General features: G+C 70.9%; 22 protein-coding genes. 5 read left to right on the top strand and 17 right to left on the bottom strand.

Annotated elements, in window-relative coordinates; translation table 11 throughout:
- Positions 1-87: 87 nt before the first annotated feature.
- The 3 genes from phnD to GXW76_RS20075 form a co-directional block, all read right to left on the bottom strand.
- Positions 88-999 (bottom strand): phosphonate ABC transporter substrate-binding protein, encoded by a 912-nt coding sequence (gene phnD / locus GXW76_RS20085; RefSeq protein WP_211863883.1) that lies wholly within the window; start codon positions 997-999, stop codon positions 88-90.
- Positions 1,000-1,186: 187 nt separating this feature from the next.
- Complete coding sequence (locus tag GXW76_RS20080) at positions 1,187-2,335, bottom strand: acyl-CoA dehydrogenase family protein (protein ID WP_211863882.1); 1,149 nt, start codon at positions 2,333-2,335, stop codon at positions 1,187-1,189.
- 99 nt (positions 2,336-2,434) lie between these two features.
- Positions 2,435-5,851: an indolepyruvate ferredoxin oxidoreductase family protein gene (locus GXW76_RS20075; protein WP_246514551.1), complete on the bottom strand. Its 3,417-nt coding sequence runs from the start codon at positions 5,849-5,851 to the stop codon at positions 2,435-2,437.
- A 110-nt stretch (positions 5,852-5,961) separates the two neighbouring features.
- On the opposite strand from GXW76_RS20075, the gene GXW76_RS20070 reads away from it, so the two are divergent.
- A complete protein-coding gene (locus tag GXW76_RS20070) occupies positions 5,962-6,414 on the top strand; it encodes an Lrp/AsnC family transcriptional regulator (protein WP_211863881.1) in 453 nt (150 codons plus the stop codon).
- Positions 6,415-6,699: 285 nt separating this feature from the next.
- On the opposite strand, the gene GXW76_RS20065 is transcribed toward GXW76_RS20070, so the two are convergent.
- From GXW76_RS20065 to ccoN, 9 genes are read right to left on the bottom strand one after another with little or no spacing between them, the layout of a single operon-like run.
- Entirely contained in the window at positions 6,700-6,885 is a 186-nt protein-coding gene (locus GXW76_RS20065) for a hypothetical protein (protein ID WP_211863880.1), read from the bottom strand.
- Positions 6,882-7,046, bottom strand: coding sequence for a cbb3-type cytochrome oxidase assembly protein CcoS (gene ccoS, locus GXW76_RS20060; RefSeq protein WP_211863879.1), 165 nt, complete (start codon positions 7,044-7,046; stop codon positions 6,882-6,884). Before ccoS ends, GXW76_RS20065 begins: the two co-directional genes overlap by 4 nt.
- 4 nt (positions 7,047-7,050) lie before the next feature.
- Positions 7,051-9,393 (bottom strand): heavy metal translocating P-type ATPase, encoded by a 2,343-nt coding sequence (locus GXW76_RS20055; RefSeq protein ID WP_211863878.1) that lies wholly within the window; start codon positions 9,391-9,393, stop codon positions 7,051-7,053.
- A complete protein-coding gene (locus GXW76_RS20050; RefSeq protein WP_211863877.1) occupies positions 9,390-9,863 on the bottom strand; it encodes a FixH family protein in 474 nt (157 codons plus the stop codon). The genes GXW76_RS20055 and GXW76_RS20050 overlap by 4 nt, the downstream gene beginning before the upstream one ends.
- 8 nt (positions 9,864-9,871) lie before the next feature.
- Entirely contained in the window at positions 9,872-11,386 is a 1,515-nt protein-coding gene (gene ccoG, locus GXW76_RS20045) for a cytochrome c oxidase accessory protein CcoG (protein WP_211863876.1), read from the bottom strand.
- A gap of 30 nt (positions 11,387-11,416) precedes the next feature.
- Entirely contained in the window at positions 11,417-12,283 is an 867-nt protein-coding gene (ccoP, locus tag GXW76_RS20040) for a cytochrome-c oxidase, cbb3-type subunit III (RefSeq protein ID WP_211863875.1), read from the bottom strand.
- A gap of 13 nt (positions 12,284-12,296) precedes the next feature.
- Positions 12,297-12,473 carry a cbb3-type cytochrome oxidase subunit 3 gene (locus tag GXW76_RS20035; protein WP_246514550.1) on the bottom strand — a complete coding sequence of 59 codons (177 nt, stop codon included), beginning with the start codon at positions 12,471-12,473 and terminating at the stop codon, positions 12,297-12,299.
- 10 nt (positions 12,474-12,483) lie between these two features.
- Positions 12,484-13,218, bottom strand: coding sequence for a cytochrome-c oxidase, cbb3-type subunit II (gene ccoO / locus GXW76_RS20030; protein WP_211863874.1), 735 nt, complete (start codon positions 13,216-13,218; stop codon positions 12,484-12,486).
- Positions 13,219-13,231: 13 nt separating this feature from the next.
- A complete protein-coding gene (ccoN, locus tag GXW76_RS20025) occupies positions 13,232-14,731 on the bottom strand; it encodes a cytochrome-c oxidase, cbb3-type subunit I (RefSeq protein WP_456307113.1) in 1,500 nt (499 codons plus the stop codon).
- A gap of 178 nt (positions 14,732-14,909) precedes the next feature.
- On the opposite strand from ccoN, the gene GXW76_RS20020 reads away from it, so the two are divergent.
- Entirely contained in the window at positions 14,910-15,686 is a 777-nt protein-coding gene (locus tag GXW76_RS20020) for a DUF2189 domain-containing protein (RefSeq protein WP_211863873.1), read from the top strand.
- A gap of 99 nt (positions 15,687-15,785) precedes the next feature.
- On the opposite strand, the gene GXW76_RS20015 is transcribed toward GXW76_RS20020, so the two are convergent.
- Entirely contained in the window at positions 15,786-17,771 is a 1,986-nt protein-coding gene (locus GXW76_RS20015) for a polyamine aminopropyltransferase (RefSeq protein ID WP_211863872.1), read from the bottom strand.
- A gap of 71 nt (positions 17,772-17,842) precedes the next feature.
- Positions 17,843-18,580, bottom strand: coding sequence for an urease accessory protein UreH domain-containing protein (locus tag GXW76_RS20010; protein WP_211863871.1), 738 nt, complete (start codon positions 18,578-18,580; stop codon positions 17,843-17,845).
- Positions 18,581-18,668: 88 nt separating this feature from the next.
- Here GXW76_RS20010 and pdxA point away from each other — a divergent pair, with 88 nt between their 5' ends.
- From pdxA to GXW76_RS19995, 3 genes are read left to right on the top strand one after another with little or no spacing between them, the layout of a single operon-like run.
- Positions 18,669-19,640: a 4-hydroxythreonine-4-phosphate dehydrogenase PdxA gene (pdxA, locus tag GXW76_RS20005; protein WP_211863870.1), complete on the top strand. Its 972-nt coding sequence runs from the start codon at positions 18,669-18,671 to the stop codon at positions 19,638-19,640.
- Positions 19,637-20,365, top strand: a complete 729-nt coding sequence (locus tag GXW76_RS20000) for a pyridoxine 5'-phosphate synthase (protein WP_211863869.1) — start codon at positions 19,637-19,639, stop codon at positions 20,363-20,365. The genes pdxA and GXW76_RS20000 overlap by 4 nt, the downstream gene beginning before the upstream one ends.
- 23 nt (positions 20,366-20,388) lie before the next feature.
- Positions 20,389-21,198 (top strand): alpha/beta fold hydrolase, encoded by an 810-nt coding sequence (locus GXW76_RS19995; protein WP_211863868.1) that lies wholly within the window; start codon positions 20,389-20,391, stop codon positions 21,196-21,198.
- A 171-nt stretch (positions 21,199-21,369) separates the two neighbouring features.
- Here GXW76_RS19995 and GXW76_RS19990 read toward each other — a convergent pair whose 3' ends face one another.
- The 3 genes from GXW76_RS19990 to GXW76_RS19980 all read right to left on the bottom strand — a co-directional run bounded on the left by GXW76_RS19990 (position 21,370) and on the right by GXW76_RS19980 (position 23,779).
- Complete coding sequence (locus GXW76_RS19990) at positions 21,370-22,149, bottom strand: SDR family NAD(P)-dependent oxidoreductase (RefSeq protein ID WP_211863867.1); 780 nt, start codon at positions 22,147-22,149, stop codon at positions 21,370-21,372.
- 95 nt (positions 22,150-22,244) lie between these two features.
- Positions 22,245-22,595: a hypothetical protein gene (locus tag GXW76_RS19985; RefSeq protein WP_211863866.1), complete on the bottom strand. Its 351-nt coding sequence runs from the start codon at positions 22,593-22,595 to the stop codon at positions 22,245-22,247.
- 200 nt (positions 22,596-22,795) lie between these two features.
- Positions 22,796-23,779, bottom strand: coding sequence for a Bug family tripartite tricarboxylate transporter substrate binding protein (locus tag GXW76_RS19980; protein WP_211863865.1), 984 nt, complete (start codon positions 23,777-23,779; stop codon positions 22,796-22,798).
- Between the last annotated feature and the right edge of the window lie 354 nt (positions 23,780-24,133).

The raw sequence follows: 24,133 nt of genomic DNA, 5'->3' as shown, positions 1-24,133 counted from the left end.
CGCGCCGCCGAGCACGACCGCGCGCCGCCGCCGCGACCGCGCCGCGCGCCAGCGCCCCTCGGCGGCAAGGACGGTGCCGCTCGCCATTCAGGACCGCCGCTCGCGGCGCCGCGCGGCATTCTCCTCGAGGATCGCCATGATGTCCGAGTAGTCCTCGTGCTTCGCCGCCACCACGCCGCGCGCGCCGGAGGACATCTGGCGGAACGCCTCGGCGTCGCGCTCCGGCATGGCGCCGATCGCCTCGACCAACGCCTGGCGCAGGCCCTCGGGCAGGTCCGTCCGCATGACCAGCGGGCTGTTCGGGATCAGCGGGGAGCGCCAGATCACGCGCAGCTGGCCGTCCTGGATCATCCCTTTCTCGACCATGCGCTGGAAGGTGTTGCGCCGCTCGTTGGAGTAGGAGACGACCGCGGCGTCGTAGGTGCCGTTGATCACCGCCATCACGCCCTGCTCGTGGCTGCCCGCGAAGCCGGTGCGGGAGAAGAAGGTCGCCGGGTCCATCCCCTGGCGGCGCAGGAACCAGCCCGGCACCTGGAAGCCCGAGGTGCTGTTCGGATCGACGAAGCCGAGGGTGCGGCCGCGCATGTCTTCCAGCGCGCGGACCGGGCTGTCGGTCTTCACGATCATGACGGAGTGGTAGCCCTCCATCCCCTCGTTATCGACGTAGCGGAAGATCGGCGCGACGCGATCCCCCATCACGCGGCGCGCGAGGCCGTAGGAGGCCGGGCCGAGGTAGGCGACCTCGGCATGATTGGAGCGCAGCGCCTCGACCACCGCGGCGTAGTCGGAGCCGCGGAAGACGCGCGCCGGCACGCCGAGGCTGCGCTGCATGTAGGCCTGGAAGCCCTGCAGGCGGGCGATCGCGTCGCGCTCGTTCTCGACGCTGATCATGCCGAAGCGGACCTCGGGCACCTGGGCGCGCCAGTCGGACTGCGCGGCGGCGGCGCGGGGCAGCAGGGCGAGCGCGGGCAGTGTCAGCGCAAGGCGGCGGGCGATCATCGGCGACTCCTCGATCCGGGGGAGCCGCCGGGTGCCACGCCGTCCGCGATGCCCCGATGACAGCCCGATGAAGAAGCCGTGACGCTCGCCCGCGCTGTAGCGTGATCCATCTTCGTGGATCACGTTGCAGCCGGTGTTTGAGCGGCTGATTCACCGCTCCAGCGATCCCGCCTCCGCGGATCAGGCGCTATCGCGTCCCGAGCATCTGTCGCGCGAGGATCAGGCGCATGATCTCGTTCGTGCCTTCCAGGATCCGGTGCACCCGGAGGTCGCGCACGATCTTCTCGATGCCGTAATCCGCCAGGTAGCCATAGCCGCCGAGCAATTGCAGCGCCTCGTCGGCGACGCGCGATCCGGTGTCGGTGACGAAGCGCTTGGCCATGGCGCAGAAGGCGGTGGCATCCGGCGCCCGTGCATCCAGCTTCGCGCAGGCGCGCCAGAGCAGGGCGCGCGATGCCTCCAGCTCGATCCGCATGTCGGCGAGCTTGAACTGCGTGTTCTGGAAGTCCGAGACCGCCTTGCCGAAGGCGCGGCGTTCCTGCGTGTAGGCGAGCGCGATCTCCAGCGCCGCCTCCGCGCCGCCGAGCGAGCAGGCCGCGATGTTGAGCCGCCCGCCATCCAGCCCCGCCATGGCGAAGCGGAAGCCCTGACCTTCCTCCCCCAGCAGCGCGGAGGCCGGTACGCGCGCGTCCTCCAGGATCACCTGCCGCGTCGGCTGGGCGTTCCAGCCCATCTTGCGCTCATGCGCGCCGAAGGAGAGGCCTGGCGTCTCCTTCGGGATCAGCAGGGCGGAGATGCCGCCCGGCCCCTCCCCGCCCGTGCGAACCATCGTGAGATACAGGTCCGAGGCCCCGGCGCCGGAGATGAACTGCTTGGTGCCGTTCAGCACATAGCCCTCGTTGTCGCGCGCCGCGCGCATCCGTAGCGCGGCGGCGTCGGACCCGCTGCCCGGCTCGGTCAGGCAGTAGGAGGCGATGCGCTCCATGGTGATCAGCCCCGGCAGCCATTCCGCGCGCTGTGCGTCATTGCCGAAGCGGTCGATCATCCAGGCGACCATGTTGTGGATGGACAGGAAGGCCGAGAAAGTCGGGCAGCCGGTCGCCAGCGCCTCGAACACCACGGCGGCGTCGAGGCGCGTGAGGCCGGCGCCGCCGGATTCCTCCCGCACGTAGAGCGCGGCCATGCCGAGTTGCGCGGCCTGGCGCAGTTCCTCGACCGGGAAGTGGCGCTCCTCGTCCCAGCGCAGGGCGTTGGGGGCGATCACCTCGCGGGCGAAGTCGCGGGCGACGGATTGCAGTTCGCGCGTGGCCTCGGGCAGGTCGAAGGCAGTGGTCATGGCGTGGCTCTCCCTGCGCGGACGATAGCGGAGTGGGAGGAGAAGAGAACTTCTCCCCCCACGCCCCCCTCAACCTTCTTTGGGATTTGGGCCGGTCGCCTACTCCGCAGCGACGGCGGGGGACTCGATCCCTGCCAGGCGCGCACGGACCGCCCCGAGGTTTCGCGCCTTCACATGGCCGAAGCCCTTCACGCCGGCCCAGGCTTCCGCCCAGTCGCAGGCGACGCCGTGGCTGCCCGGCAGCGCCGCAAGGAAGCGTTCCACCCCGCCACGGAACTCCGCCGGCAGGGCGCGCTCCGTCCGGCGTTCCCCGGTGCGGCCGAAGGGGTCGAAGGAGGTGCCGCGCAGCACCTTTCCGTGCCGCAGCCACCCCATCGCCGTCAGCATCCAGGGCCCGAAGCGGCGCTTCGCCGGAACGCCCGTCGCCGGGTCGGCCTTCGCCAACACCGGCGGCGCGAGGTGCATCTCGACCCGCTGCGTGCCGGTGAAGCCGCGCGCCAGCGCATCCTGCCACTCCGGCAGGGAGTGCAGCCGCGCCACCTCGTACTCGTCCTTGTAGGCCATCAGCCGATGCAACTGCGTCGCGACGGCGCGGGAGAGGCGTTCCTCGCCCGGCAGCGCAGCCTGCTCGGCGGCGCGCACCTTCGCGACGAAATCCGCATAGGGCGCCGCATAGCGCGCATTCTGGTAAGCCGTCAGGTCAGCGACGCGGCGGGCGACCAGCGCATCCAGAGTCTCGGCGGCGTGCGCGGGCGGTTGCAGGTCCTCCAGCGCGGCGGCGCGGCCGCGGGCGAAGGCTTCCTTGTTCAGCGCCACCTGCGCGCCGTTGAGTTCCAGCGCGCGCTCGATGGCTTCCGCCGACAGCGGCACCAGCCCGCGCTGATACGCGATGCCGAGCAGGAAGACGTTGATATAGACCGCGTCGCCCAGTTCCTCGGTGACGCGCGTCGCGCCGGGCAGGGCGATGGTGTCGCGGCAGGCGTGGCGGATGCTCTCCAGCATCTCGGCGGCACGGTAGCGGGTTGAGGTATCCTTCACGAACTGCGCCGTCGGCGCGAGGTCCGCATTCACCACCGCCGCCGTGCGCGACGGGCCGAGCATCGGCCGCGCCGTCCGGCCATGCGCCACCACCATGTCCGCCGCGATCAGCAGGTCCGCCGACCCGGCGCCGATGCGCGCACCCGCGATGGAGTCAGGCGCCGCCCCGGCTGCGCCGATCCGCAACTGCGCATAGACGCCGCCGCCCTTCTGCGCGAGGCCAAGGAAATCCAGGCTCCGCACCGGCCGCCCTTCCAGATGCGCCGCCTGCGCCAGGATCGCCGCCAGCGACGATACCCCCTGCCCGCCCACGCCGGCCATCAGCAGGTTCCACGCCTCGCCCTGCACCTCGGGGCGCGTGGGTTCCGGCGGCGCGGCGCCGGATGCCGCGACGTGGTGCTCGGCAGGCTTCGCGCCGACCAGCGTCACGAAGGACGGGCAGAAGCCGTTGATGCAGGACAGGTCCTGGTTGCAGGCCGACTGGTCGATCTTGCGCTTGCGGCCGAACTCCGTCTCCACCGGCTCCACCGCGAGGCAGTTCGACGCGCGCGAGCAATCGCCGCAATCCTCGCAGACGCGGGGATTGATCATGACCCGACGCTCGGCCTTCGGCGCCAGGTCGCGCTTGCGCTTGCGGCGGCGCTCGGTGGCGCATTCCTGGTCGTAGATGATCGCCGTCACGCCCTTCACGTCGCGCAGCGTCTTCTGCACCGCCTCCAGTTCGGAGCGGTGATGGAAGCCCGTCCCCGCCGGGATCAGCGGGTTGCCCTTGTGGCGGTCCTCGTCGTCGGAGACGATCTCGATGCGCTCCACGCCCTCGGCGTGGAGTTGGGCGGCGATATGCGGGACGTCGATCTCGCCTTCGGGCGTCTGCCCGCCGGTCATGGCGACCGCGCTGTTGACCAGCACCTTGAAGGTCATGTTGGCCTTGGCGGCCACGGCGAAGCGCACCGTCAGGCTGCCCGAATGGCCCCAGGTGCCGTCGCCGATATTGGCGAAGACATGCTCTTCCGTGGTGAAGGGCGCCTGGCCGATCCAGGGCATGCCCTCGCCACCCATCTGGGTGAAGGCGTCGGAGTTGCGGTTCATGAACCGCGCCAAATAGTGGCAGCCGATGCCGGCCAGCGCGCGCGATCCCTCGGGGATCTTCGTCGAGGTGTTGTGCGGGCAGCCCGGGCAAAAATACGGGTCGCGCAGATGCAGCGGCATTTCCTGCGCGGCGGCGAGCGCATCGAGTTCCGCGATGCGTGCGCGCAGGCGGTCGGTGCGCAGCGCCTCCGGCAGCCGGGCGGCGAGCGCGCGCAGCATCTGCCCGACATCGAGTTCCGTCAGGTCCGAGATCAGCGGGCGGCCGTTCTCGTCCTTCTTGCCCGTCACGCGCGGGCGCACCGGCGCGTGGAACAGCGCGTCGCGCAACTGCCATTCCAGCACGGGGCGGCGGTCCTCGATGACGAGGATCTCCTCCAGCCCCTCGGCGAAGGCGCGCGCGGCCTCGGCGTCCATCGGCCAAGCCAGGCCGACCTTCCAGATCCGCAGGCCGTTCTCGCGCGCGAAGGCGTCGGAGATGCCCGCTTCCTCCAGCGCCTGGCGGAACACGGCATAGGCCTTGCCGCGCACGGCAATGCCGAAGCGGGCGCGTGGCCCATCCAGCACGATCCGGTCGAAACCATTGGCCCGCGCGAAGGCCACCGCGTGCGGCAGCTTGAAGTGCCGCAGGCGTTCCTCCTGCGCGATGGGATTGTCCGTCAGGCGGATGTGCAGCCCGTCAGGCGGCAGCGGCAGCCCCTGCGGATCCCGCGTCGCGTAGCGCGCCGGATCGAGCAGCACGGTCATCGACGCGTCCATGGTGTCCGCGACGCATTTCATGCCCGCCCAGGTGCCGGCGAAGCGCGACAGCGCGATCCCCTTCAGCCCGAATTCCAGCACCTCCCCCACGTCGGACGGATCGAGGAGCGGGATCTCCGCATCCATGAAGGCGTATTCGCAGCCCGAGGTGATGGTCGAGGACTTGGAGGACGGATCATCCCCCGCCAGCGCCAGCACGCCGCCCTTGGGCGCGGTGCCAGCGGAATTGGCGTGCCGCAGCACGTCGCCGGAGCGGTCCACCCCCGGCCCCTTGCCGTACCAGATGGCGAAGACGCCATCGACGCGCCCACCAGGCGTCAGGCCCACCTGCTGGGTGCCCCAGATGGCGGTCGCGGCGAGGTCCTCGTTCAGCCCAGGCTGGAAGACGATGTCATGCGCCTTGAGCCGCTTCTGCTGGCGCGCGAGTTCCCGGTCGAAGGCGCCGAGCGGCGAACCCCGATAACCCGAGATGAAGCCGCCGGTCTTCCAGCCGAGCGCGGCGTCCATCTCCTGCCGCAGCATCGGCAGGCGCACCAGCGCCTGGGTGCCTGTCAGCAAGACCGGACCGCCCGTGGCGTCCCAGCGTTCCTCGAGTGTCGCGTCCGGCCTGATGATGCTGCCCATGAGGGTCATGTTGGGCGGTCCCCGGGGTTCTGCCAATGGCAGGATGCTGGACCAGTCCAGGCGGCGATTTGTTCCGAATTCTGTTGTGCAGCGCCGAGAATACGGAACATCCTTCTGGGATGGACGCCACCGACCGCCGAATCCTCCGCGCGCTCTCCCGCCGGGCGCGGTTGACCAATGCCGAACTGGCCGAGGAGGTCGGCCTTTCGCCATCCCCCTGCTGGACGCGGGTGAAGCGGCTGGAACAGGCCGGCGTGATCGAGGGCTACCACGCGCTGCTCGACCAGGCCGCGCTCGGCCTGCCGGACACGGTCTTCGTGGAAGTGATGATGGAACGTCACGACGATGACAGCCTGCGCCGCTTCGAGGAAACGGTGCAGGTGATGCCGGAGGTGCTGGAAGCCTGGCTCGTGGCCGGCGAATACGACTACGTGCTGAAGATCGCCGTCGGCGGCACGGCGGGATACGAACGCCTGCTGCGGGAGAAGATCTACCGCCTGCCCGGCGTGCGCCACACGCGCACGGCCTTCACGCTGCGCTGCCTGAAGCGGGTGCTCTCGCCGGCGCCCTGATTCAGGCCCTCAGACGCCGGGCGCCGGCCATCCGGCCGGCTTGGCTTCCCGCCATGCGCTGGCGTGCTGGCAACCGCGATTGGTCTGGGCGCGGCCGCGCATGGGCTCTCCCGGCCCGAGGCCTTGCCTCGGGCCGCCCTTCGGCCGCGCGTGCGGTGTCATTCCGCCGGGCCTTGCCGATGATCGCATCACCGGCAAGGCGAAGGGTATGGCGCGCGGGGCCGGTGGGGCGGCAGCGCGCGAAACCACGACCCTGGTACCGGGCAGCAGATGCGCCGAGCGGTATCAGTGCCGCGCCTCGGCCTCGTCGAAATGCACCTTGATGGCGTTGAAGATGTTCAGCACCCCGAACAGCAGCATGCCCCAGCCGAAGATGGAGATGCCGACATCGCGCGCACCAGCCGCCATGAACAGGCCCAGCAGCGCGACCACGCCGTACAGCACCATGAAGAACAAGCGGGAACCCGTCATTTCGGCGTCTCCTTTCGGGGATGATCGTCGTCGAAGAGGATGCGGGAAGCCGCACCGTCGAGGTCGTCGTATTGGCGCGTCCGCAGCGCCCAGAGGAACCCCCCCAGCCCGAGGAGCCCCAGGAATAGCGAGATCGGCACCAGCAGGAAGAGCGAATCCATCCGCCTACTCCTTCCCCGCCCGCAGCGCATTCAGCACGACGACAATCGAGGAGGCGGCCATGACCAGCGCCGCGATCAGCGGCGTGACCAGCCCGCCCACCGCCGCCGGCACGGCGAACACGTTATAGGTCAGCGACAAGCCGATGTTCTGCCGGGCTATCGCCTGCGCGCGGCGGGCGACGCGGATCGCGGCCGGCAGCGCGGCCAGGCCCTCGCGCTGCAGCACCAGGTCCGCCGCGGTCTGCGCCAGATCGGTCGCCCCTGCCGGGCTCGCCGAGACATGCGCGGCGGCGAGCGCGGCGGCGTCGTTGATCCCGTCGCCGACCATCAGCGGATGGCGGCCCTCGGCCTTCAGCGCCTCGATGCGCGCCTGCTTGGCCACCGGGTCCGCACTGGAACGCCAGGCCGGGATGCCGGCCCGCCGGGCCAGGCTCGCGACCGCGCCCTCCCCGTCGCCGGAGAGCAGTTCCGCGGGCAGGCCAAGCCCGTTCAGCGCCGCGACAGCCGCCGGCGCGTCATCGCGCATGCGATCGGCGAAGCGGAAGGCGACGGGGGCGCCATCGCCGTCGCGGAACACCATCGTCATGCCGTCGGCCGACGGCCCGAGGCCGCAGAAGGCCGGGGAGCCGAGCCGCGCCTCGCCGGCCAGCAGCCCCTGCCCCGGCACCTCGCGCACGCCCTCGGCAAGCGCCGCGTCGGGGCAGGCGCGCGCCAGCGCCTGGGCGAGCGGGTGCCGCGACGCCCGCGCCATCCCCGCCGCGCGTCGCAGCGTGCCCGCATCCTGCCCTTCCGGGACCAGAACCGGCCGGCCCTCGGTCAGCGTGCCGGTCTTGTCGAGCACGGCGTGGTCGGCACTCGCCAGCCGCTCCAGCGCGGTGGCGGAGGTGACCAGCACGCCGCGCCGGAACAACGCGCCCACCGCGACGACCTGCACCGCCGGCACGGCGAGCGCCAGCGCGCAGGGGCAGGTGATGAGCAGCACGCAGACCGCGTTCACCAGCGCGACCTGCCAGGGGGCGTCGAGCAGCCCCCACCAGCCGAGAAAAGTCAGGGCCGCGACCGCATGAACCACCGGCACGTAGTAGCGGGATGCCCGGTCGGCGATGGCGACGAAGCGGCCCTTGGCCTGCTCCGCGCGTTCCAGCAGCCGCGCCATGGCGGCGAGCGAGCCGTCCTTCGCCGCCGCCGTCACCATCATCGCGAAGGCCGCGCCCATGTTCACCGCGCCCGCCGGCAGGCTGTCGCCGGCGGCGAAGGTGCGGGGCACGCTCTCGCCCGTCGTGGCTGCGGCATCGAGCAGCGCATCGGCATCCGCCACGCCGTCCAGGCGCAGCCGCTCGCCGGCGGCCACCAGCACGCGGTCGCCGGCGGCGATGTTCTCCGCCGGCACCGCCTCCATCCGTCCATCCGGCAGGAGGCGGCTGACGACGCCTTCCTGCAGCGCCAGCAGTTCCGCCACCGACTGCCGCGCCCGCCGCCGCGCCGCGCGGTCGAAGACGCGCCCCGCGAGCAGCAGCGCCAGCAGCATCGTCGCGCCGTCGAACCAGGTGTAGGGGCCGTTGCGCAGCGTCTCCGACAGCGACATCGCCGTCGTGGCGAGCACGCCGAGCGAAACGGCGAGGTCCATGCTCGGCCGTCCGGCGCGGATCGCGGTCCAGGCCGACCTGTAGAAAGGCATGCCGGCGATCAGCACCACCGGCAGGCCGATCATCGCCGCGAGCCAGTGCAGCGCATGCCGCAGCGCCGGCCCCATGTCCCAGCCCACCCAGACGGCGACCGAGACCAGCATGACGTTCATCGAGCCGAAGGCCGCGACGCCGAGCGCGAGGGTGAGTTCGCGCCCTTCGGCGTCCTCCGTCGCGCGCAGGCAGGCAGGCGACCAGGGCGCCGCGCGGAAGCCCAGGCGCGCGAGCAACGCCACGACATCGTTCGCCCGCGCCGCCTCCCCGCGCCAGGTCACGGTAAGCTGGCGCGCCGTCAGCGAGGCCCGTGCCGAGAGCACGTCCGGCTCGGCCGCCAGCGCCTGCTCCACCAGCCAGACGCAGGCGCCGCAGGTCAGGCCGGAGAGCAGCAGTTCCAGTCGTTGCGTGCCGTCGCGGTCCGTGGTGACGAAGGGTGCGAGGTCGAGCCCCGGGGCCGTCTCCTCCGGCCGCAGAGCGCCGGCCTCCGTCTCCCTCCGCCGGTAGAAGGCATCGAGGCCGAGGCCCGCGACCAGCGCATGCGCACCCTCGCAGCCCGTGCAGCAGAAGCGGTGCTGCCCCGCGGCGAGCGGCGCGCCGCAATGCGCGCAGGCGGCCGCGCTGACGGCGCTCGGGACGAGCGGTTCGGCGCGGCCGATCAGACTCATTGCGCCATGACCCGCTGGCGGATGTCGAAGGGCGTTTCATTCGGGCCGAAGAGGGTCAGTCGCGCTTCCCACAGGCCAGGGCGCGGCGGCACGACCTCGGCGGCCCAGCGGCCGCTGCCCGTGGCGTTGAAGGCGAGCGGGATCTCCGTCCCGTCGAGCGGCCGCAGCAGCACGCCCTCGACGCGGCCATAGATGGGGCGGCCTTCCCGGTCGGTCGCGGCCACGCGCAGCGCGCCGCCGGAGAGCGAGACCTCGGCGCTCCAGCCCAGCGCGTCCTGCCGCGCGGCCTCGGCGATCACCTGCTCGTATCCGCGGCCACGCTCGTAGGAGCGCGGGACGGTGACGCCGCTGAAGGTGGAGGTCGCGAAATAGACCAGCACCATGTTGACCACGACGACCAGCAGCAACCCCCCGGCGAAGACCCAGGGAATCCAGCGGCCGCGCTTCGGATCGTATGTCGGGCTGTTCATGGAAGCACTCATGATCTCGGTCCCACGAAGCTGCTGGATTGGCTCGCCACCTCGCGCCCGTCGGGCTCCAGCAGGCGGAAGGTGATCGGCGTGGATTCCGGCAGCCGCGCGCCGTTTGGCGCGGTGAGGAGCACGCGGTACTGCGTGATGCCGTCGGCGCGGCGGGTGAGCAGCGGCCGCCCCTGGGCATCGGCATCGGCATCCTGGACCACCACGCGGAAGCCCTCCGGGGCCCGCAGGGCGAGCAGCAGCGGCGTCTCCTCCCGCCGCTTGTTCACGATCTTGATCGTGTAGCCGTTGCGGATGGAGCCGTCGGACAGGCGCACGAAGAGCGGCGCGCGGTCCCGCAGCACCGTCACGTCCAGCGTCGAGCGCAGCAGGAAGGCGCCGAGCATCACCAGCGTCACCGTCCCGATCGCCCCGGCATACATCATGGTGCGCGGGCGCAGGAAGCGCGGGACGTCGCGCGCGGCCATGCCGGCCTTCTGCCGTTCCGGCCCCGGCGCCATGCCGGCGGCCGCGGCCTCGCTGGCGGCGAGGTTCTTCAGCGTCTCGAAGGCGATCAGCCCCTTGGGCCGGCCGAGCTTGGCCATGACGTTGTCGCAGGCATCGACGCAGAGCCCGCAGCCGATGCATTCGAGCTGCTGCCCGTCGCGAATGTCGATGCCGGTCGGGCAGACATGGACGCAGGCGTAGCAGTCCACGCAGTCGCCGACGCCTTCCGCCTTCGCCTTGCCGCGCGGCTCGCCCCGCCAGTCGCGGTAGGTCACGACGAGGGAGTTCTCGTCCAGCATCGCCGCCTGGAAGCGCGGCCAGGGGCACATGTAGGTGCAGACCTGCTCCCGCGCCCAGCCGGCGAGCAGGTAGGTGAAGCCGGAGAAGAGGCCGAAGAAGAAATAGACCTCGATGCTGGCCTGGCCGGTCAGGATCTCCATGCTCACGGTCGGCGCATCGACGAAGTACATCACCCAGGCGCCGCCGGTCGCCGCGGCGATCGCGAGCCAGACCGCATGGGTCAGGCCCTTGCGGACCCAGTAGTTGGCGTTCTTCGGCCCCTGGTCGAGCTTCATCCGCGCATTGCGGTCGCCCTGGATCCAGCCCTCCACGAGCATGAAGAGGTCGGTCCAGACCGTCTGCGGGCAGGTGAAGCCGCACCACAGCCGCCCGAACAGGGAGGAGACGGCGAAGAGCGCAAAGGCGCCGAGGATCAGCGCGCCGGCCAGGAAGTAGATCTCCTGCGGCCAGATCTCGATCCAGAAGAAGAACAGGCGCGCATTGGCCATGTCCACCAGCACGGCCTGGTCCGGCATGCCCGGGCCGCGGTCCCATCGCAGCCACGGAACGATGTAGTAGAGCGCCAGGCAGAACATGAGCACCGCCCACTTCACCGAGCGGACCGGCCCGAAGACACGCCTCGGGTAGACCTTCTGGCGCGAGGCATAGAGCGGCTGCGCCTCGGCGGAGGCGGGGGCCTCCACCGGGCGGTCCGCCTTGGCGCGGTGCGGTGCTTCGATGTTGCTCATGTCTGCTCCGGCTCGCCGGGGCGAGGAGACTTACTCCCCTCCCCCGAGGGAATGCACGTAGACAGTCAGCATATTGACGGTGGCGGGGTCGAGCCGGCCCTGGCCCCAGGCAGGCATGACGCCGGCGCGTGGGTTGTTGATCATGGCGACGATATCGCGCTTCGTGCTGCCGTAGAGCCAGACTTGGTCGGTCAGGCGCGGCGCGCCGAGTTCACGGTTTCCCTCGCCCTGCTCGCCATGGCAGGACGCGCACTGCTCCGCAAAGATCGTGGCCCCCCGGCCCGCCGCGGCCTGGTCGGTCGCGCGGTTGGACAGGGCGAGCACGTGCTCCGCCACGTCGCCGACCTGCGCCGCGGTCAGCAGCCCGTCGGCGCCGAAGCGCGGCATCTGGCTCTGGCGCTGCTCGTCGCTCTCGTTCGAACGGATGCCGTGGCGGATGGTCTGCTGGATGGCTTCCAGCGTCCCGCCCCAGATCCAGTCGTCGTCGGCGAGCGAGGGGAAGCCGCCCTGCGCGCCCTGCCCACCCGCGCCGTGGCAGCCGGCGCAGTTGTTGCCGAAGGCGACGCGGCCGCCGGCAATGGCGAAGTTGCGCATCTCCGGGTCTGCCACGATCTGCGCCGGCGTCGCCTCCCGCAGCCGAGCGAGCATCGGTTCGGTGCGGGCCTGCGCCTGGGCCACGTCGGCGACGACGGCCTCGCGGGCGATCCAGCCCGAGGTCCCGCGCCAGCCGGGGACGGAGGGGTAGATGATCACCCACGCGATCCCCCAGACGATCGTCGCGTAGAAGGTCCAGAGCCACCACTTCGGCAGCGGCGTGTTCAGTTCCTTCAGCCCGTCCCATTCATGGCCGGTGGTTTCCCGCCCGGTCAGGCTGTCCTTCTCGATCTTGGTCGGCATCCAGGGATGCTCCTCAGCGTGTGCCGCGGGCGGGACCTTCCCGGTCCCGCAGGGGAATGTCGGCCTGTGCCTCGTAGTAGGTCTTCTTCGACGGCCGCAGGACGAACCACAGCATCCCGAGGAAGAGGACGAAGAACCACACGACCCAGAGGGTCCGGAACAGGGGCAGCGTGTCGATCAGGGCCTGCATGGCGTCCCCCTCACGGCTGGCGCAGCTGCGCCGGGGTCACGTCGCGGAAGTCCACGAGCGTCCCGAGCATCTGCAGGTAGGCCACCAGCGCGTCCATCTCGGTGATCCGGTTCGGATCGCCGTCGAAGGCGGCCTGGCGGGCGCGGGCGTAGCGGCCCTGGTAGGCGCCGGGGTCGGCATCGGGGCGCGCCTGCGCCTCGAGGTCGGCCCGCGCATTGGCGATCATCTCGTCCGTGTAGGGGACGCCGACCATCCGCAGCGCCCGCAGCCGGTCCTGGATGTCCGTGTATTCGAGCGGACGGTCGAGGAAGGCATAGGGCGGCATGACCGAGGCCGGCACCAGCGCGCGCGGGGAGCGCAGATGCGCCGCGTGCCAGTCATCCGAGTAGCGGCCGCCCACGCGCGCGAGGTCCGGCCCCGTGCGCTTGGAGCCCCACTGGAAGGGGTGGTCGTACATGCTCTCTGCGGCGAGGCTGAAGTGCCCGTAGCGCTCCAGCTCGTCGCGGAAGGGGCGGATCATCTGGGAATGGCAAGTGTAGCAGCCTTCCCGCACGTAGATGTCGCGGCCCATCTGCTCGAGCGGCGTGTACGGGCGCACGCCCGAGACGCGCTCGATGGTGGTCTCCACGGCGAACAGGGGCACGATCTGCACCAGGCCGCCGATGGAGACGGTGATCAGCGTCAGCACGCCCATCAGCACGACGTTGCGCTCGATGATGCCGTGGTCGCGAAGCCAGCGGAACATGGCGTGTCTCTCCTTATTCCGCCGGGGAGGCGATGGCGGAAGCAGGCACCGCGGCGGGGGCGGGTTCGGCCGCCTCACCGCTCGTCACCGTCTTCCACAGGTTGTAGGCCATGAGCAGACCGCCGGTGAGGTAGAGCAGGCCGCCCAGCGTCCGGATCACGTAGTAGGGGTGCATCGCCTCGACCGTCTCCACGAAGGAGTACTGGAGGAAGCCGAGCTCATCGTAGGCCCGCCACATCAGCCCCTGCATGATGCCGGAGACCCACATCGCGGTGATGTAGAAGACGATGCCGAGCGTCGCGAGCCAGAAGTGCCACTCGATCAGCTTCTGGCTCCAGATCGCCTTCTTCCGCCACAACACAGGGAACAGGAAGTACAGCGCGCCGAAGGTGATGAAGCCGTTCCAGCCGAGCGCGCCGGAATGCACGTGCCCGATGGTCCAGTCGGTGTAGTGGGACAGCCCGTTCACCGCCCGGATCGACATCACCGGCCCTTCGAAGGTCGCCATGGCGTAGAAGCCGACGGCGGCGACCGAGAAGCGCAGCGCCGGATCGGTCCGCAGCTTGTCCCATGCGCCCGACAGCGTCATCAGACCGTTGATCATGCCGCCCCAGGACGGCATCCACAGCACGACGCTGAACACCATGCCGAGCACCTGCACCCAGTCGGGCAGCGCGGTGTAGTGCAGGTGGTGCGGCCCGGCCCAGATGTAGATGAAGATCAGCGTCCAGAAATGGACGATGGACAGGCGGTAGGAATAGATCGGCCGGTCCGCCTGCTTCGGGATGAAGTAGTACATCATCGCGAGGAAGGGCACGGTCAGGTAGAAGGCCACCGCGTTGTGGCCGTACCACCACTGGATCATCGCCCCCTGCACGCCCGAGGGCGCGGAATAGGAATGCGAGGAGAAGAGGCTGACCGGGATCGAGATGTTGTTCCCGATGTGCAGCACGGCGATGGTGATGATGAAGGCGAGGTAGAACCAGTTCGCCACGAAGATGTGCGGCTCCTCGCGCTTCACGATCGTGCCGCCGTAGACGACCAGGTAGATGACCCAGACGAGGGTCAGCCACAGGTCCACGAACCACTCGGGCTCGGCGTATTCCTTGCTCTGCGTGATGCCGAGAACATAGCCCAGCGCCGCCATGACGATGAAGAACTGGTAGCCCCAGAACAGGAACCAGCCCGCATCCTCGCCGCCGAAGAGCCGGGCGCGGCACGTTCGCTGCACGATGTACAGGCTGGTGGCGAACAGCGCGTTGCCGCCGAAGGCGAAGATCACCGCGCTGGTATGGAGGGGACGCAGCCGCCCGAAGGTGGTCCATTCCAGGTCGAGGTTCAGCAGCGGGGCCGCCAGCTGCGTCGCGATCACGACCCCCATGAGGAAGCCGACCACGCCCCAGAAGACGGTGGCTATGGCGAAGGCGCGGATCGGGCCCTCGACATAGGTCACCTCCCCCGCCCTCGAGGCCTGCCCCGGAGCCAGGGCGGCGATTGCGGTTGCTGCTGCCACGACCAATTTCTCCTTACCTTGGCGACGCGCCGGGATTCGCGACGCCCACCGTTGCCGGGAAACAAGCCCCGCCCCTGCGACGCGTCCTTGATCCGGATCAAGTCCCTCTGCACCGCAGCACACCTGGGTGCAACATTGCCAGCGAGCCGTTACACTGTCGGCGGAGGAAACGATCGCCATGACCAGCCAAGTGGATACCGTTCCCAGCGGCACGCTCGTCAACACGGTCTCGCCGGACCGGCCCTGGGTCTGGCTGACCGCCGGCTGGCGCGACCTGATGGCCATGCCGCATCTCGGATTCTTCTATGGCGGCGCGCTGGCGCTGGCAGGCTGGGCGCTGACCCTGCTGCTGATCTGGGCGCAGACCGCCTGGGCCATCCTGCCCGCCTCGGCCGGCTTCTTCATCGTCTCGCCGCTGCTGGCCGCGGGCCTCTACGAGGCGTCCCGGCTGCGGGAGCAGGGCAAGCCCGTCACCATCGCCGCCTGCATGGGTGGTTTCACACGCAACAGCGTGCAACTCGCCTTCATGGGGATGGCACTGCTGTTTCTGCATCTCTGGTGGGTGCAGATCGCGGCGCTGACCTTCATGCTGATGTTCGGGTTCAACTTCACCCCGACCCTGGAACAAATCCCCCTGGCGATGTTGCGCTCGCCGATGCTGCTGCCTTTCCTGATCGTCGGCACGGGCGTGGGCGCGGTTTTTGCGGCGGCCGCCTTCGCGATCTCGGCCGTTTCGATCCCGATGCTGGTGGACCGGCAGGTTTCGACGTTCGAGGCGATCATCGTGTCCATCCGCACCGTGATCGCCAACCCGGGCGCGATGGTGTTCTGGGCCGGGCTGATCGTGGTCTTCACGGCCATGGCGATGGTGCCGTTCTTCCTCGGCCTGACGCTGGTCGTTCCGCTGGTCGGACATGCGACCTGGCATGCCTACCGCGATTTGGTGAAAGCCTGAGCGGTCTCTGTTCGCCTCGGCTCACGAACACCGCTCCAGGCCTTTGTTTTTGCGAGCATCTTCACCCGATCAGGTGATTCGACCTGATCGGGATCTGGTCTAGCGCCGGATCGCCGACAGCAGATCCCAGCGGTCGTCGCGCCAGGGGCGCGCGGCAGGCGGGATGGGGGCCCAGCCCTCATCCGCCAGGCGCCGCGACAGCGCCTCGTCCCGCGTCACCGTGATCCAGCTCGACGGCACGTTCTCGACGACCCTTTCGAGCATCAGGGCGCGCGCGCCCGCCTCCCGCGCCGCCGCGGCGACGAGTGGCGCGAGGTCGAAATGCGGAGTGCTGACATGCACGGTCATCGCGCCCCCGGGCGCGAGCCTGTCGAGGAATTGCGCCGTCGCCTCGGCCGTCGCCATGTGCACGGGGATGGAGACGCCGGAATAGGCGTCGATGACGATCAGGTCGATCGAGCCCGGCGGCCGGGCCAGCAGGCGCAGCCTTCCGTCGCCGATCTCGACCGGCGGGCTGCCGCAGCCCGACAGGAAGCCGAACCACCGCTGCGCGCTGGCGACGACGGCGGGCGAGATCTCGACGAAGGTCGGGCGGAAACGGTCCGACGCATAGCAGGCCATGGTCCCGGGCCCGAGGCCGACCAGCACGGCGTTCATCGGCGGCGCAGACAAGGGCCGCAACTCGAGCATGGTCGTGATCAGCCGCCCGGCGCCGGCATCGCGGTGATAGTAGCTCGAGGGTTCGAGCCGCCGCGCCGGATCGAGCCATTCGAAGCCGTGCACGGTGCGGCCATGGGCCATCTGCCGCTGCCCCGCCGTGTCGATCACGGTGACCGTGCCATAGAAGTCGCGCGCATGGGCCACCAAGGTCCCGTCGCGCCGCGGCGCCAGATAGGGGGAAAAGGCGACGAGGGCGGCCATCAGCCCCCAGATCACCTTCGCCCCGCGGTCCCGGCCGACCGGCACGAGCAGAAGGAGCGCGCCGAAGACGAACAGGTACTCGATCGCTCGGTCCAACAGCAGCGGCGCCACCACCGCATTGACCAGCCCGCCGATCGCCCCGCCCAGGGACAGATTGAGGTAGAAGCCGGTCAGCGTCGCCGCCGGCGGGCGGCGCTGGGCAAGCATCCCGTGCGCCATCAGCCCGGCCCCGAGCAGCCCGGCAACATGCAGCGCCACGGCGAGGGCCGGCAACTCGATGCTGATGACCGGCTGCTGGAACTCGAACAGCACCGGCAGGCAGAGCGCCATGACCATCAGGCGGCCGCAGCGCGCCGCGCCCTCCGGATGCGCGAAGGCGAGGATCCAGCTTGCCAGGTAGGCCGCCAGCGGGAGCACCCACAGCATCGGCAGGGGCGCCACCACCACCGTGATGTGCTCGGTCACGCCGAGCAGCAGGCTCGACGGCAAGGCGGCGAGGATCAGCCAGTCGAGCCGCAGGACCGGCGTCCCTGAACCGCCCTCGGCTCGGCGGGCGGGGCGGCGGAGTGCCATCCAGGCGCAGGCGGCGAGCCCCGCCGCGCAGACCGCGAAGGCCCGCACCCAGAGCGCGCCCTGTTCGTGCAGCGTGAAGGCGGATTCGATCAGCAGCGGATAGGCCAGCAGCCCGAAGAAGCTGCCTGCGTTGCTGACGGCGTAGAGCCACCACGGTGCCTGCCCCACCGCCCGCGCGTACCAGGCTTGCAGCGCCGCCGCATTCGCCCCGAGCACCAGCACCACGGGTCCATAGGCGGCGGCAAGCGTCGCGAGCACGTCGATGGTCGGCCCGAGGCCGGTCTCCCGCGCCACCGGAACGACCGGAACCAGCAGCACGCCCAGCACGGCGAGGCAGAGATGCACGGCCGCCGCGGCCCCGCCTCCGAACAGCGTGGAGACCGCGTGGAAGAGCCCGCTGCCGGCAAGCAGCCCGATCTGGAAGAACAACATCACCGCCGTCCAGACCGCGGCGCCGCCGCCATAGGCCGGCAGCAGCACCTTGCCGAGCATCGGCTGCACCGCAAAGAGCAGCGCCGCCGAGACGGCAACGGTCGCCGCGAACGCCACGACCGCGAGCCGCGGGGGCGCCGGGCCTGCAGTCTCGCTCAAGCTCCCCTCCGTTCCCGATTCGGCGGCACCACCCGTTCCAGTACCGGTGCGGAAGGAGGAAGGGAACGTCGTCAGGTCGCGACGCGCAGCGCCATGGCGGCGAGCATCACGCCGTTGATGGCGAACAGCGCCGCGCCGGCGGCCCGCATCCCCGGCCCGGCCCGCCGCCCGAAGAAGCGCCCGAGCAGCGCCACGCCCACGAGCGCGGGCACCGTCCCCGCGACGAAGGCCGCCATGGCCAGAGCGCCGCCGAGCGCCGAACCCGTCGCCGCCGCCCCGGCCAGGGCGCCGTAGAGCAGCCCGCAGGGCAGCGCCGAGAGCATCAGTCCCAGCGCCACGCCACGCAGCCCGGTCGGCGCGGCGAGCAGCGCCCCGAGGCGCCTGTCGAGTCCCGCCGGCAGTCGCGGCGCCGGAAGCCGCGGCAGCAGCGCCGCAATCCGGGCCGAGGCCTGCGCGAACATCAGGACCGCCGCCACCGCAAGCAGCGCGGCCAGCAGGAAGCGGAACCCGGTGCCGAAGGCCACCACCCCCGCGACCCCGCCCGCCCCGGCGCCGAGCGCGCCGTAGCCGATCATCCGCCCCAGGTGATATGGCAGCAGCGCCGCGCCCGAGAGCCGCGCCATCCATCCGCCGGCCGCCGTCCGATCCGCCAAGGCCGCCGCCTGGGCGATGACGAAGGGCCCGCACATCCCCGCGCAATGCGTCACGCCGCCCGCCAGGCCCGCGAGGAACAGCGCGGCCATCACCGCCGGCACACCGCCTGGGCCGAGCGCCATCAGGTCATGCAGGCAGTTCGCCAGGAATTCCATGCGCGGCGTCTAGCACGCCCGGCGCGGCGCGGCTTGTTCCGTCGCAAGCCCTCGCCAGGAAGGACGACAGGCCGTAAACGCGAAGGCGATGCGCCCTCTCGCCCTCACCATGGGAGAACCCGCCGGCATCGGCGCGGAGATCGCCGCCGGCGCCTGGTCCGCCCTCCGCGCGACCGGTCCCTTGTTCTTCCTGATCGACGACGCGACACGGCCCTTCGCCGTCCCCGTGCGCGCCATCGCCGCACCCGAGGAAGCCGCCGCCGTCTTCCCCGACGCGCTGCCCGTCCTGCACCGCCCCCTGCCCCGCGCGTCCGTGGCGGGGAAGCCGGACACCGCCAATGCGCCGGCCGTGATCGCCGCCATCTCCGGGGCGGTGGACCTCTGCAAGGCGGGCCGCGCGGCCGGCGTTGTGACCAACCCGATCCAGAAGGCGACGCTCACCGCCGCCGGATTCAGGCACCCCGGCCATACCGAATATCTCGGCGAGATCGCCGGGACGGGCGTGCCGCCGATCATGATGCTCGCGAGCGCGGACCTGCGCGTGGTGCCCGTGACGGTGCATGAGGCACTGGCCAAGGCCATCGCGCGCCTGACACCCGAACTCATTGCCGAGACCGCGCGCATCACCGCGCGCGCGCTGCGCGAGGAATTCGGCATCGCGCGGCCGCGCCTCGCCGTCGCGGGCCTGAACCCGCATGCCGGCGAGGCCGGCACCATGGGCCGCGAGGACATCGACATCGTCGCCCCCGCCGTCGCCATGCTGCGCGCGGAAGGCATCGACGCGCGCGGCCCGCTGCCGCCGGACACGATGTTCACCGCACTCGCGCGCCCGACCTACGACGCGGCGATCTGCCTCTATCACGACCAGGCGCTGATCCCGATCAAGACGCTCGACATGGCGGGCGGCGTGAATGTCACGCTCGGCCTGTCCATCGTGCGGACAAGCCCGGACCACGGCACGGCGCTCGATATCGCGGGCACGGGGCGCGCCGATCCGTCATCGCTCATCGCCGCGATCCGCCTCGCGGCCGAACTCGCCCGCGCACGGGGAACCGCATGAAGCATCTCGATCTTTCGGTGAACGTCGATCACGTCGCGACGCTGCGCAATGCGCGCGGCGGCGCATTCCCCTGCCCGGTCGAGGCCGCCCGCATCGCCGTGGAAGCGGGCGCCGACGGCGTCACGGTCCACCTCCGCGAGGATCGCCGCCACATCCGCGACCGCGACGTGGAGCGCGTCCGCGCCGAGATCGCAGCACCGCTCAACTTCGAGATGGCCGCGACCGAGGAAATGGTTGCCTTCGCCGAACGCATCCGCCCGCCCTATTGCTGCCTGGTGCCGGAAAAGCGGCAGGAACTGACGACGGAAGGCGGGCTGGACGTGCTGCGCGCCGCGCCGTTCCTGAAGGAAGCCATCGCCCGCCTGCGTGCCGCCGATGTCCGCGTCTCCATCTTCATCGAGGCCGACCCCGCCCAGATCGAGGCCGCGGCGCGCCTCGGCGCGCTGGCGATCGAACTGCACACCGGCACCTACGCCGAGGGCCCGGTCGGGAACCGCCCGGCGCAACTGGCGCGCCTGAAGGCCGGTGCGGAAGCCGCGAAGGCGGCCGGGCTGCTCTGCCACGCCGGCCACGGCCTGACCTACGAAACCGTCGGCCCCATCGCCGCCTTCCCCGAGGTGAGCGAGGTCTCCATCGGCCACTTCCTCATCTCGCAGAGCGTCTTCGAAGGGCTGCCCGCGGTGGTGCGCCGCTTCCGGTCGCTGATCGACGCCGCCCGCGCCTGAGCGGAAAGAACCAAGGAAACGCCATGCCCAGCCTGACCGTCGACGGCTACCCGATCGCCTATGCCGAACAGGGCAGCGGCCCGCCCGTGGTGATGATCCACGGCACGCTCGGCGACCAGCGGTCCTGGGCGGCGCAGATGGTGCCCTTCGGGGAGCGGTTCCGCGCCATCGCGCTCAGCATGCGGCATTGCTGGCCGGGAAAGTGGGAGGAAGGCGGTGACTTCACCATCGCCCGCCACACCGCGGACGTCGCCGGCTTCATCAGGGCGCTGGGCGCCGGCCCGGTGCGGCTGGTGGGCCATTCGCGCGGCGGGCACATCGCCTTCCGCGTCGCGCAGCATCATCCGGAGTTGCTCTCCGCGCTGGTGCTCTGCGAGCCCGGCGGGGAACTGGACGAAAGCCTCGGCGGAGCGCCGCCGGCGGGCGTGCAGGGCGCGGCCTTCGCCAAGGCCGCCGCGCTGATCGCCGAGGGCAAGGCCGAGGAAGGCCTGACCGTCGTGGCCGAGCACACCGGCGGCCCCGGCGCCTGGCAGAAGCGGTCCGAGGCGCGCAAGGCGGTGAACCGCGACAACGCGACCACGCTGCTCGGCCAGATCAATGAGCAGCGGAAGCCCTACGCGAAGGCGGAAGCCGAGGCGATCCGCCTGCCCACCCTGCTGGTCGGCGGCGCAAAGACGCAGCCGCAATTCGTCCGCATCCTCGATGCGATGGAACGGACCATTCCCGGCGCGCGGCGCGTGACCATCCCGAATGCGGCGCACAGCATGCAGGGGGACAACCCCGCGGCATTCAACGACGTCGTGCTGTCCTTCCTTGGCGCCGAGCAACGCTGACAACGGCAACCCGCCGCCAGCATCCCGCGCGGACACCCTGCGGATCGGGGCCCCGCCCCGATCCGGGAGCGCGAAGCGCGACCGCGCCCAGACCAGCCTCAGCCGCCGGCGCGACAGCCCACGGCGCGCAAGCCAAGCGCGCGGACGCGCGCGCCGGCGCCTGATGCACAATCAGACATGCTGCCCGCCGTTGATGTGGAGTTCCGCCCCATTCACGTAGGACGAGGCCTCGGTGCAGAGGAAGTAGATGGCCTGCGCCACCTCCTCCGGCCGGCCGAGGCGGCGCATCGGGATCTGCTCCCGCACGATCTTTTCCGTGCCCGGGGAGAGGATCGAGGTGTCGATCTCCCCCGGCGAGATCGCATTCACGCGGATGCCGAGCGGCGCGAAGTCGTTCGCCATTTCCCGCGTCAGCCCCGCCAGCGCCGCCTTGGATGTGGAATAGGCCACGCCCGCGAAGGGATGCACGCGGCCGCCGGCGATCGAGGTGACGTTCACCACCGAGCCCTTCGCCTTCTGCAACTCCTCCACCAGCCCGCGCGCCAGGAGCACCGGGGCGAAGAAGTTGACGCGGAAGACGCGCAGCCAGCCTTCGAGGTCCATCTCAAGCGAGCCGAGCCGCGAGCCGCCGGGCCCCTTCGGCGAGATCGCCGCATTGTTCACCAGCGCGTCCAGCCGGCCCTCGTTGGGCCCGAGCCGCGCCTTGATCTCGGCCACCGCCGCCTCGGTGGCGGCCGGATCGGTCAGGTCGAGCTGGATGTGGTCCTCGGGCCCCATCTCCCAGGGGCACTGCTCCGGGAAGGGATGGCGGGACACGGTGATGACGCGCCAGCCCGCAGCGGAGAACCGCTTCACTGTGGCATGCCCGATGCCGCGGGACGCCCCCGTCAGCAGCAGCACGCGGCGCGGTCCATTGGACGCCCCGCCTCGGCTCGCGCCGCTCGTTGCCATCTCGCCATCCCGTTCTGTCGATGCCATGCGGGTATAGCGCGGATGGTGCGATCGAACACCCGGCGCATCCGCGCCGGGCATCCGCATCAAGCCTTTCAGGCTGCCAGGCGATCCGGCGCGGTCAGGCCGGCGAAGGCGGCCGCCCAGGCGGGGGCAGCGCGCAGCAGGCGCTCGAGCGCGGCTTCGGGCAGCGTCTCGGCGTATTCGAAGGCGGTCACGGCGGACGCATCCCAATGGCGGGCGATCTCGGTGACGGCCTGCGCCGACCCGCTGGTGACGGGCGGCAGGCGCAGCGCGCCGGACGCTGCGAGTTCGGCGGCGCGACGCGCGGTCACGAGCACGCGGGCTGCCAGTTCCAGGCGGATGCGCGCCGCGAGGCCGCCTGCGGCGATTTCTTCCAGGGTACGCGCAAGCGCCGCGCTCTGGGTACGGGTGGAAACGGTCATGTCGGGTCCCCTTTCGGACGTGACGCGCGGCCTCCCTTTCTGCGCGCGTGCTGAATTTATCGTGCCACGGAACCGCAACGACAAGGGCAATGCCCGGAACTCCGGCATGATGACTTTGCATGGGCCGGCTTGTGCCTGCGCAAATTGCAGACCGGGCGGGGGTGGCGAAGCGGGGCCGCCCGGCCCCGCTTCGCGACGCATCATTCCGGCTCGATGCCGGCGGCGCGGGCCTGCCGCCCCCAGAATTCCACCTGCTGGCGAATGAAGGTGCCGAATTCGGCCGGGGTGGAGGTCACCCGCTCGATGCCGAACTCGCCCAGGCGCCGCGCCGTCTCGTCGCGCTCCCAGACCTTGCGGATGGCGGCGTTCCAGCCGGCGACCATCTCCTCCGGCATCCGCGCCGGCCCGACCGCGCCCATGAAGGAAAGCAGTTCGAAGCCCGGCAGCCCGACCTCCGACAACGCCGGCCAGTCGGGAAAGAGCGGCGTGCGCCGCGCCGAGGTGATGCCGAGCGGCCGCAACTTCCCTTCAGTCAGGAAGGCGCGGGACGCGGCGACATCGGCGAACATGGAATCGACGCGCCCGGCGATCACGTCGGTCATCGCCGGCGGGGAGGACCGGTAAGGCACGTGCGTCACCTCCACGCCGCCGATGGCGTTGAGCATGGCCGCGCCGACGACCCCGGTCGTATTGCCGGAGGCGCAGGTCATGCGCCCGGGCTGCGCTTTCGCGAGCGCGAGGAATTCCTGCATCGTCCGCGCCGGCACCCGCTCATTCACCGCGAAGACGAAGATGTAGGTGCCCATGCGGCAAAGCGGCGAGAAGTCGGCAACCGCATCGTAGGTCGGCCGCTTCATCAGCGCCGGCGTCGCGCCGTGGGGGCTGTTCGTGGTGACCATGATCGTGTGCCCGTCGGGCGCCGCGCGGGCTGTGGCGACGGCAGCGATCGCGCCATTGGCGCCGGGCTTGTTCTCCACCACCGCCTGGATGCCCCATTCCTGTTCAAGCAGGGAGGCGAGCAGCCGCGACACGGTATCCGTGCCGGACCCGGCCGCGAAAGGCACGATCACGGTGACCGGCCGCGACGGCTTCCATGCGCCCTGCGCCCTGACGAGCGCAGGCGCGAGCAGCGGTGCTGCAATGAGGGCGCGGCGCGCGACGGCGCTGCGGAACAGATGGGTCATGGCGCTTCCTCTGGCGTCTGGTTGGCGCGGAGCCTCGCAATCCCGTGCGCGCTTGTCCATCCACGCCCCGGGCCGGGGCCTCGGACTCCGTTGCAGCGCCGTCACATCCCGGCGGGCAGAGCGATGTTCAACCTCCGCGTGCTTGACCCGGCGCCGCAACCCGGTCCATCAGCCTCCCATGCCGTCGCAACGACCTGGCGCCCTGAGGCTGCTCGGCCTCATCCTGCCCCTGGCGGCCCTGCCCGCAGTGTCGGCCGAAGCCAACGCCCCCTCGCGCCGCCCCGAGGCGTCGCGCGCGGCCACCGCCTCACCGACCCGCCCGGTCGCCGCCCGCACCGCGCCGGCGGCGGTGGC

It is taken from the genome of Neoroseomonas soli (genome assembly GCF_018129065.1).
In the GTDB taxonomy this organism is placed as follows: Bacteria; Pseudomonadota; Alphaproteobacteria; order Acetobacterales; family Acetobacteraceae; genus Neoroseomonas; species Neoroseomonas soli.
Note: the sequence above shows the minus strand (reverse complement) of the source record. Positions and strands in the feature narration are given on the sequence as shown.